Source organism: Brachybacterium sp. AOP42-C2-15 (assembly GCF_052377065.1).
Classification (GTDB): Bacteria; Actinomycetota; Actinomycetes; order Actinomycetales; family Dermabacteraceae; genus Brachybacterium.
Genome location: NZ_JBQSWK010000103.1, coordinates 1 through 1344, shown reverse-complemented (window position 1 = coordinate 1344; position 1344 = coordinate 1). Strand labels below are relative to the sequence as shown.

Below are 1344 nucleotides of genomic sequence, written 5' to 3'. Positions count from 1 at the left end.
TGATTCACCCCGGGGATGATGGAGGGACTGAAGCCACGGAAAGGACTTCACCCTCATGGCCGCACCACGTAAGTATCCCGACGAGCTCCGAGAGCGAGCGATCCGGATGGTCTTGGACCTCCTCGAGGAGGATCCCGGCTCCCAGCGGGGAGTGTTTCGCCGGGTCGGTGACCAGCTCGGCGTGAACCCCGAGACCCTGCGCGGCTGGGTCCGTCAGTCCCAGATCGATGCCGGCTCCCGCCCGGGCACCACCACCGACGATGCGCAGAAGCTCGTCGAGCTCGAGAAGGAAGTGCGCGAGCTTCGGCGCGCGAACGCGATCTTGAGGTCTGCGTCGGCTTTCTTCGCGGCGGAGCTCGACCGCCCCTCCAGGTGACCTGCTCGTTCATCGACGAGCACAAGGAAGAGTTCGGAGTCGAGCCGATCTGCACGACCCTGCGAGAAGCAGGCGTCCAGATCGCTCCGAGCACCTACTACGCTCGCCAGCAGCGCGAGCCGTCTGCCCGGGCACGCCGGGACGAGGTCCTCAAGGAGGAGATCGCGCAGGTTCACCACGACAACCTCCGCGTGTTCGGCGCGAGGAAGATGCACATCGTGCTCAACCGTGAAGAAGATCGCCTCGGGCGCGGGCACGTCGCGCGCTGCACGACCGAGCGCCTGATGCGCGACCTCGGTCTCCACGGGATCCGCCGGAAGAAGGCACCGAACACGACGAGATCCGCGCCGAGGGAGGATTGCCCGGCAGATCTGGTGGACCGCCATTTCAGCGCGTTCGCGCCGAACCAGCTGTGGGTCGCGGACATCACCTACGTCCACACGTTCTCCGGATGGGTCTACGTCGCGTTCGTGATCGACGTGTTCAACCGGGAGATCGTGGGCTGGCGAGCGTCTCGCTCGCTACATACCGAGCTCGCTCTAGATGCCTTGAACATGGCGATCTACCTGCGCAGACGCGAGGGGGCAGACCTCAGTGGGCTCGTGCATCACTCCGACCGAGGAGTCCAGTATCGGGCGATCCGCTACGGGCAGGTCCTGGCCGAGCAAGAAGCGGTCGCCTCGGTCGGCTCACGCGGCGATTCCTATGACAATGCGCTGGCCGAGGCCCTGAACTCGCTGTTCAAAGCCGAGGTCATCCGGAACCTCGGTCCTTGGAAGGGCATCGACGACGTCGAGATCGCGACCGCGGAATGGGTCCACTGGTTCAACACCTTCCGGCCCCATCTCTCGCTCGGCGGTCTCACACCGCAGGCCTTCCGCGACGCCTCCTCCACGACCGTTCCCGAACCGCTCCCCGAGACCCTCAACGCCAGATAACCGACCCTCCACCAAAACCGGGGCTTGACA

General features: G+C 65.3%; 1 protein-coding gene and 1 other annotated feature. The gene reads left to right on the top strand.

Annotation, left to right across the window (positions count from 1 at the left end):
* Positions 1 to 55: 55 nt before the first annotated feature.
* Positions 56 to 1314 (top strand): IS3 family transposase gene (locus tag ACT3SQ_RS19210; protein ID WP_443337303.1). Its coding sequence is split into 2 segments (ribosomal slippage): positions 56 to 338 and positions 338 to 1314, totalling 1260 coding nucleotides; the frame shifts between segments, so codons are not numbered across the junction.
* Positions 337 to 465: a sequence feature (AL1L pseudoknot), on the top strand. (Overlaps the previous gene by 129 nt.)
* Positions 1315 to 1344: the final 30 nt, after the last annotated feature.